Source organism: Bacillus cereus group sp. BfR-BA-01316 (assembly GCF_022664195.1).
Taxonomy (GTDB): domain Bacteria; phylum Bacillota; class Bacilli; order Bacillales; family Bacillaceae_G; genus Bacillus_A.
Map to the genome: position 1 here is coordinate 1 of NZ_JAKUGX010000057.1, position 8,711 is coordinate 8,711.

Consider the following 8,711-nt stretch of genomic DNA (forward strand, 5'->3'; position numbering starts at 1 on the left):
ATGATGGCAGAGAGGTCACACCCGTTCCCATACCGAACACGGAAGTTAAGCTCTCTAGCGCCGATGGTAGTTGGGACCTTGTCCCTGTGAGAGTAGGACGTCGCCAAGCAACTTTAAGACGAGTCAGAATGACTCGTCTTTTTTGTATGCTTTCATGCCTCTATTGATTGCATCTTTAACCCCTTCTAAATAGGCGAATCCATATTTTTTGTCTGGTTCTAAGTAAGTACCTTCTGCCCACTCATTCCACGCATTAATAAATAAAAACTGGCTGTTATAAAGGGAGTACGTACGGTGAATTTGCTTGCTTAAATATATTGTGAATTTTCCAGGGGTAGAACCTATGAAAATGCTGCTATTTAAATCTTTGCGACGTGCAGTGTTATCCCAGTCAACAAAGGCACCGGGAAATGTTTTTTTCTTTGGAGGAGATCGTTTTAATATGTGCATCCACACTTTATCGTAATCCCAAGCGTTTACGTGCATACCAGACTCATATATTGTCTTATTTATGTCTGAAGAGCTATCATGAGCAATTGTATAAAAAGGTTCGAATTGAATGCTGGCATCAAATCCATTTATATTAGGGAGTGGAAAGCTGTTTAATGTTTCTGCAAAGTATATACCTTTTAAACCATGTTCTCGTGCTAGTGTATTCCAATAATTAAGCATTTTTTCACAATCAGGAATATGTCCTGGGCGATAAATAATGAATAGTGGTTTATCATCTATACGAATATATCTCTCATCTTGGAAAGCTTGTAATAAATACTCAAAGTGTTCTTTCCAATCCAATAATTCTCCATAATCTTGAGGCATTAATATGTCGCTATCAAGACCATCCCAAGTTTTTGTCCACGGTTCATTTGCCCAAGAAAGGCAAAATGGAAAATCGGGTTCTTTCATCTTAAGTACCTCATTAAAAGGTGTCTCTAATAGCCTTTTTCCTTTAAACCAGTAATGATAATAACAAAAACCATATATGCCGTATGCTTTGGCGATTTCTGCTTGCCATTTTCTTACGGATGGTTTGGTTAAGTCATAATAAAAATCTTGATAAGGTTCCCTAGGCTGATAATGTCCTGAAAATAAAGGGCGTGCACTTTTAGTATTTTTCCATTCAGTAAAACCCTTACCCCACCATCGATCATTTTCTTTTATTTGGTGGAATTGTGGTAAGTAAAAAGCGATTATTTTCAAGTTATATCACCCCTATATTCTTCATGATTCAAGTGGTGGGAAGTTACTTTTGATTTTGTGGATTAAGTTTGAAATAAGAGATATGTTATTTGCTTACTGTTTTTCAATGCTTCGTATTGGATGCACTTTTATAGCTTCCTTGGATATGGGAGTCTTGGGCAATCTGATGTATAAGGCTGGAATAAAAGGTGTCTTTCAACATGAAACTAAGAAAATCTAGCGTATCATCCATGAACGAAAGGCGTTAATCTTTTTGGAGAACAAATAAGGCCTGTGGTAGTCGGTTTACATCATCAAAAAAATCCCGTAGCTTTAGATACTTCTCATAATGATTTTTAATATAAGTCATAGGTATAACTGTTTCTCCGTAAAAACTACTAGTTCTAACATCTCCTGCGCCGGTGGGACTATGGACAAACTGGCCGTTTTCATAATCTGAGATGGCACGGTGTATATCTGGAAAAGCTTGTGATAAAGTTTGATGCCATCCTGTTTGAATTAATTCAGGATGTTCTTTGAATTGCTGACAAAAATCGAGAAAATATCGTGCCTGTGTTGTTGCGATGAAGATTCCACCCGGACGAAGAATTCTTGAAAATTCTTTTATCCAATTTTCTGCAGTTTCTTCGGATAAATGTGAGAATACAGAATAGGCAAATATAATGTCTAATGAATTGTCACTAATAAATTCTACAGGAGGTTGTGGATTTGCAGTTTTATATATACCTCTTCCTAATGTTTCATTACAAAGAGTAATCATTACGGGGTCTACGTCAATACCAAGTAAATTTTCATCACGAACATCTTTGAAAAAGAAACGTATAATTCGTCCCCAACCGCAGCCAAAGTCTAAAACTTTACTTTCTTTATCCAAGGGAACACTTAAATTTTTAGCATATCTTTGTATAAGAACATAAAATAAATATGCTTCATATAGGGCGTGTTTATAGGGAGCACCTACAAATTGTTTTTTGAATATCTTCGGGAGGGAACGTAGGTACGGAAACGCCGTTTATCGTTGTTTGTGAGCAACTTTGTATAAATAGATTTAGAAGTTCAACATCAGATAGTGGACTAACAAGGTTATCGAAATCACTTCCTAACTTAAATTTATTCATTTGTTAAACCTCCGAATTATATAGTGATAAAAATTATTTACATGCTTTTTGTACTAATAAAAACATGTAAAAATTCAGCATCTAATCCTAGTGATCTATCCTTTTGTAAATAAACAATGGTAGACATATTTGCATGTGTATAAATATATTCAATCATATCTTGCCCCCAATCAAATGTTACTAAAGACCCGTTCTCATCAATAGGATTGCCATGATAAATGGGCTCTTCAATATATTCAATCACTTCTTTATCCACTCTTGCTCGTTGCAATGTCTTTGTGAGTGTATGGTACCAAGGGACAGTAAATACATGAGAACCGCCTGGCTTTAATACTCTTGCTATTTCTTTAAAAGCTTTATTTGGCGTCAGTACATGTTCAAAAACATCTTGAGTAATGAACAAATCAAAAGATTCATTTGGGAATGTCATGTCTTCTAAATTCTCGCATCTAATTCCTTGAAAGTATTGACCAAGAGGATAGTTTTTAAAGTATTGGGAATATGTATAGTTCTTACAGTTTTTTATTAGTAGCTGAGTTGTAATTCCTCCAGGAGAGGATTCGTGGATATTGTATGAACCCCATTTTGGAAAAAACGTATTTAAAACATGAATTAAAGCTCGTTGCCGTGGTATAGAGTGGCATGTAGAACATAAGTAATGATCTCTAAGCCAATCGTTATGCTCTATAAATGTAGTTTCCTTCGTGCAAATAACGCAGTACCCATTATTGTGTTTCAAATCATCACTCCTGTGTTAAATGCAATGTATTTATCCCGTTAGTTACGGGTAGTAAGTCTCACACGTCAAAAATCAGCGAAATCAAAGAGAGGGGCATATTTGTAAAAGCGCAATTGGTAGGGAGGAATAATCAGTGGGGAGAAAACCCCACGAATTAAAGTTTCACTTTATGCTATGCGATACATTTGCTTTTATTCATTTAAGGAAGTATAGATTTAAAATATTCCTTCCGTATATGGATACATTTCAAAGTCTTTTGCATATATCGCTGTAACTAAATCCATTGTTTCTTTATCGTAAAAGCTTTCATATGTTGGGAATCTGGGAAAGGCTGCGTCGGTAATACTAATTTCCGCATAGTTTCCTGTATAAACCATTTTTTTGGCACGATGATGATTTGAATTTGTAAGGGTCACTAAGTTGGATTTAATTAAACCGTATTCTTGTTCTATTTTTGAAATTTGCTTATTAAAATTTTCTAAAGGTATGTAGCGTTTGATTAAAGTTTCTTCACCTTGGACGTATTGCTGACTGAAATGTATATCTAGTGCTAAGGAATTTGAACCAAATGCTTGAACGTAATATAAAAATTGTTTAAAGGATATCCCTTGCTTACTATATTTATCATTATAAAAACACTGCCTAATACTTTCCCATTGAGGGCTAGCATATGGATTGTCAGCAAGTAATAGAAATGAACTGAAAGCCCTTGTATAGGGGTTTCTTACGAGTTTATAAACATCTTTTTTTGCTTCTAGAAGACCATTCTTTAAATCTCGTATGTAATTTATTTTGTTTTTATATATCCAAAACTCATAGTAATGAATAAAATCATTGTATTTCTTTGCTTCAGTAAATAACCCAATTTGAAAAAAGAACCAATTAGCTAATGCGGTACATCCGCTTCTATGACTCCAAAATAGTATGAGGGGAAAATCTTTATGAAAATGTGGAATTCTATCTTTATGTAGAATTGCATGATTTAAAAGCTCTTGATTTATATTTTTCATGAGTTTAGTACTCCTTTTTCGAGAGTTTTGCGCATGTAGAAGGTTCTTTAAATGGGATAAACGAGTGAGAATATAGGAAGAGAAGGATGATTTTTTATTAATACACTATATTCATGGAGTTGAGTAAATATTATGAGTGTTTTTTCAGCCATCCTAGATGAGATAGCGATTTTAAAATGAAAATATAAAATAAAGATAATGAAAATTTATAAGGGGCATACAATTACAAAAGGATGAATAATAGGAATGATCAAGTTCATTTATTTGTATTTCTAGTTGTGACGAGTAAAAATTTTATTACTAGAGAGAGGATATTATGAGGAAGAATAATTATTTAATAGTAGGTGGAAATAGTTTCATTGGTATCAACCTCACATTGGGTTTATTGAAACAGGGTCAAAATGTAAAAGTATTTTCCAGACATATAAATAATTTTCCTCAAAATATTATAAATGAAGTTGAATTTATTAAAGGTGATTTAGAGAATGTTGAAGATATATATATAAAGCTTTATTGAATGTAGATATTATTATTTATTTAGCTGCAACGTCTAATGTAGCGAGTTCAATTGAAAATATTTTCGGGGATATTAAAAGTAGCCTTTTTTTTCTCAATTTCATGGAAAATGTTAAAGACTTTCATATTAAAAAAATCGTATTAGCATCTTCTGGGGGGACGGTTTATGGTGAACCTGAATATTTACCTATTGATGAGAAACACCCATTAAAACCACTTTCTCCTTATGGAATAACAAAAGTTTCACTTGAAAATTATTTGTATTTTTATAAGAAGAAATATGGAATAGAATATGTTATATGTAGATATTCTAATCCGTATGGAAAATATCAAAATCCTTTAAAGAAAGTCGGAGCAATAAATTGTTTTTTGTATCAGCATCTCAGTAATGAGAGGATTAATATATACGGGAATCCACAAGAGATTATTAGAGACTATATTTATATTGATGACTTAGTTGAAATCACTATAAAACTATCACAAGTAAATAGATTGAAATCTTGTGTATATAATATAGGAAGTGGCAAAGGTCTCTCTTTAAAACGAATTATAGTAGAGCTGGAGAAGATAACAAAGAGAGAAGTGGATTTTATCTGTTATAAACAAAAACAAGAAAATGTTCAAAAAATCATTTTAAATATAGATAAGGTAAAAAAAGAATTTAATTGGGAACCTAAAATAGATTTCAAAAATGGAATTAGATTAAATAAGCTATGGATTGAAGAGTTCTTATATAGTAAAAAGTAATAGAAAACAGGATTCACTTATGTACGAGTGAATCCTGTTTTCTTATTTGACTTCTTTTTCTATTACCCAAAGGTCTTGATGTTCCCACCAAAATCCTTCAGTGTATTTTTTGATGATTGGGTTGTAGGGTAATAATTTAATTTTGTCACATACGTAAGATGGACTAACTATCGTTTGCCCGTATTCATTAACGTCTAAATCAAATTGCTCACTAGAAGGGAGAAACCAATATCCCTGTTCGTTTAAATTTGGAAACCCGAAGTATTTTTTACTTTGATATCCATGGGTTGTGAAAATGAATAAACCACCAGGTGAAACAGCATTATACAATGTTTGAAGCCAACGAAACCAAGTTGTATCAGGTATATGAGAAAAAAAGGATAGACAAAAAACAATATCATACTTAGAGGAATCCAATTTTAAATGTTCAGGCTCAGGATGAGATAATATAGAAGGATTATTTAATGTGTTTTCAATAAATGTAATAGCCTCCTCGTGTATATCACAAGCAGTTATACTCAAGTTTGCTTGTAGATTGAATAAATGACGTGTTACGCAGCCGTATCCGGATGCGAATTCTAATAATTTAATTGGATTGTCTTTAGGAGGGGAAAAGGCAGTAATTAAGTCTAAGAGTATTTGAGCTGAGTTTTGCCCATCTTTAAAATAATAATCTATCGCTTCTCTTTTAGAAGGGAAGACTGGATTAGTGATAATGAATTGAAAGATATGATCCTCTGGATGGATACTTGCATTTACATTGTAGGTGTTTGCGATTTGAGAAATTAAATCTTTATTTCCTTCTATAAATTCTTTCAAAGAGTATTCCTCCTAAATAATAGTAGTATCTTACAAGAGATACTGATGATGAAGAAAATATACGCTTAAATATTCAAATATGCTTTAAGGTACTTTCTATATGTATACATTTTCATTTTAGAAATGTCGTCAATAGTAAAGTTCTCTTTAATGAAATTCTGCATTTGTACAACTTCATTGTAATGGGAATATGAATCTTCTGTTCTCGTTACACTATTTGTATGTCGTCTATGATAGTTTAGTGATTTTGGATTGAAGTAAATATTGCCTTCTTGAAGAATGGAAACATAGAAAAACCAATCACCAGCTATTTTAAACTTTTCTAATTGTTTTTCTGTTTGTTTAATATCTATGTTTTTAAAAACTACACTTGAGACATTAGGTATGGTGTTTTTAATAAGTAACGTATCTTGTATTTCATCTATGCCTTTTCGGAAATAAGGGGTTTTCCATTTTTCTTTATCGATATCATTTGTGTAATCTAAATAATGATCAACCACTACATTTCCTTGTTCGTCTATTTGTTTTGATTGTGTGTAGCCTAAGGTAACGTTAGTATTTATATGAAATCCTTGTATCACTTCTTGTAAAAATGTCTTATCACATAAGTCATCGGCCTCTGCGATCCAAATGTAATCACCGGTTGCTGCAGAGATTCCCTTTATCCATTGTTTAAATACAGAACCAGAGTTTTTATCATTAATAATATGTTGAACTTTCAGATGTGTCTTATTTTCTTGTGAGAGCAGCTTTTCAAATGTTGGTACACTTTTATCAGTAGAGGCATCGTCTAGGAAGATTAGTTCGTAAAGGGGGTAGGTTTGGTTTAATATTGATTTGACTCGGACAGGTAAATATTTTTCATAATTATAGTTCGGTATAATTACACTAATCTTTTTGTAGTTATTTTCGAGAAGATCTAGTAATTGATAAATGTAATTAAGGAAATTGAAATTCTTTTCAATAAGTTTTTGGCCAAAGGTACCTTTTTGTAACCGTAATTCTTCATCTTCAATAAATTCATATATTCTTTCTAGCATTTTTGGTAAATTTAAAAAATCTACTAAGGCGCCAGTCTTTTCTGTAACAACATCCTCAAAACCTCCAGCATTTTTAAATCCTATAACAGGAACCTTTGTATCTAATGCTTCTAAAACAACATTTGGAAAAGGATCTTCCCTTGAGGTTAATAAATATAAATCAGACCCGGCGTTATATAAGCCGATATCTGGAGTAGGATCGACTAATGTGAAATGGGCTTTATATTTAGGTGATATAGTATCCATGAAGCGAATATCCGTTTGTCCTACCCAAATGAAATGAATGTTCGTATTAATCTTTCTTACTGAGTAAGCAATAAATGAGAATAAATCTATCCCTTTTCGATGATCAGCGAAACCTACACCCAAAATAATTTTGCTATCTAGAGGCAGGTTGAGTCTTTTGCGCAATTCATTTTTAGCTTCTGTAATATTGTTCTTATAAGGGTTGTGGTTAAATAAACCTTGCGGGAGAATGTGGCATTTTTGATGATCTAATTGGGTAATTGTACAAAACTTTTCATATACGTACTGTGAAGGGAAGACAATTTTGTAAGCAAATTCAGCAATGTTTTTTGCTTTTTCTTCGGCAGAGTACTGCTGTATTAAATGAGGTAATTCATGTATTAATGAAATAACTTTTATATTGTGTCTAGCTAGTAATGCAACCATATCTCCACTTATGATAGTACTGCATATAGCAATGGTGTAGTCTTGTGATAATAATTTCTTTATTAATAATTCGACCTTTTCGTCTGTTGGGTAGTCTTCCTCTAGGCAATAAACAGGACCATATTGTTGGAACTCACGGATTAAAATGCCTGTTCCAATAGAGATAATTGCGACGGAGTAATCAAAGTTTTCTTTAAGAGCTTTAATAGTATGTAAAGAAAGCAGCTGTGCTCCGTGGAAATGGGCATCATGGGATACATAAATTATCTTCTTATTACCATGCATTTCATAACGCCTCCTAAGTTTATTAGATTACTTGAGATCCTCATCGATTTAGTAAATGTAAAGAAGATAAGTGAAGTGTTTTGTTTATAATCTTCTAGAGATAAGAGGGAAGAAAGAGATGGTGGTTTTAGCTGGGATGTATAAGAATAATAATAATAATAACGCTATCCTTAATATATATTTACTTGGTCTAACATTCATTCTTTAGAAAATTATTAGTATTAAGCGGGATAGTGTGAACTGTCGATTATCAACTTGACTACAATCGTCCTATGCAAGTTTAAGAATCTCTAGGAATGGATTAGATTAAGAGTGTTCAATCTCTTTTATAATTTATTAAATAAAAAGCATAAAAGGTATTGACGATTGGGGTATAGAGGTGTAATATAGAACAAGTCGCCGATAGCAACAACGCAGAAAGCGACAAAAGAAATAAAAAAACTTGGTTGACATCGAAATATGAAAATGTTAACATAAGGGAGTCGCAAATGAGCGGCAGATAAGTTCTTTGAAAACTGAACGAAACAAACAACGTGAACGTCAATTTTTATTTTTAGATGCTAGA

Annotated in this window: 5 protein-coding genes, 1 rRNA gene and 2 pseudogenes; 2 read left to right on the top strand and 6 right to left on the bottom strand. The window is 32.6% G+C overall.

Translation table 11 applies throughout. The features are described 5' to 3' along the window. Positions 1-109, top strand: a 5S ribosomal RNA gene (rrf, locus tag MR071_RS24520); the annotation flags it as partial. A 14-nt stretch (positions 110-123) separates the two neighbouring features. Here rrf and MR071_RS24525 read toward each other — a convergent pair. From MR071_RS24525 to MR071_RS24540, 4 genes and pseudogenes are all read right to left on the bottom strand, one after another. Further along, a complete protein-coding gene (locus MR071_RS24525; protein ID WP_242238192.1) occupies positions 124-1,200 on the bottom strand; it encodes a glycosyltransferase WbsX family protein in 1,077 nt (358 codons plus the stop codon). Between the two features lie 244 nt (positions 1,201-1,444). Further along, positions 1,445-2,318, bottom strand: a pseudogene (locus MR071_RS24530) (class I SAM-dependent methyltransferase). 37 nt (positions 2,319-2,355) lie between these two features. After that, entirely contained in the window at positions 2,356-3,057 is a 702-nt protein-coding gene (locus MR071_RS24535; RefSeq protein WP_242238193.1) for a class I SAM-dependent methyltransferase, read from the bottom strand. A 215-nt stretch (positions 3,058-3,272) separates the two neighbouring features. Then, positions 3,273-4,067, bottom strand: coding sequence for a sulfotransferase family 2 domain-containing protein (locus tag MR071_RS24540; RefSeq protein WP_242238194.1), 795 nt, complete (start codon positions 4,065-4,067; stop codon positions 3,273-3,275). 316 nt (positions 4,068-4,383) lie between these two features. Between MR071_RS24540 and MR071_RS24545 the strand changes: the two are divergent. Continuing rightward, positions 4,384-5,330, top strand: a pseudogene (locus MR071_RS24545) (NAD-dependent epimerase/dehydratase family protein). A 42-nt stretch (positions 5,331-5,372) separates the two neighbouring features. Here MR071_RS24545 and MR071_RS24550 read toward each other — a convergent pair. After that, on the bottom strand, positions 5,373-6,149 hold the full coding sequence (locus MR071_RS24550) for a class I SAM-dependent methyltransferase (RefSeq protein WP_105588244.1): 777 nt from the start codon (positions 6,147-6,149) through the stop codon (positions 5,373-5,375). Positions 6,150-6,214: 65 nt separating this feature from the next. Continuing rightward, a complete protein-coding gene (locus MR071_RS24555) occupies positions 6,215-8,146 on the bottom strand; it encodes a glycosyltransferase (protein WP_242238195.1) in 1,932 nt (643 codons plus the stop codon). Positions 8,147-8,711 lie beyond the last annotated feature (565 nt).

What these genes read in the sequence shown, in the direction of transcription:
- MR071_RS24540 (WP_242238194.1), bottom strand. Translation starts at nt 4,067, where the DNA reads ATGAAAAATATAAATCAAGAGCTTTTAAATCATGCAATTCTACATAAA.
- MR071_RS24555 (WP_242238195.1), bottom strand. Translation starts at nt 8,146, where the DNA reads ATGCATGGTAATAAGAAGATAATTTATGTATCCCATGATGCCCATTTC.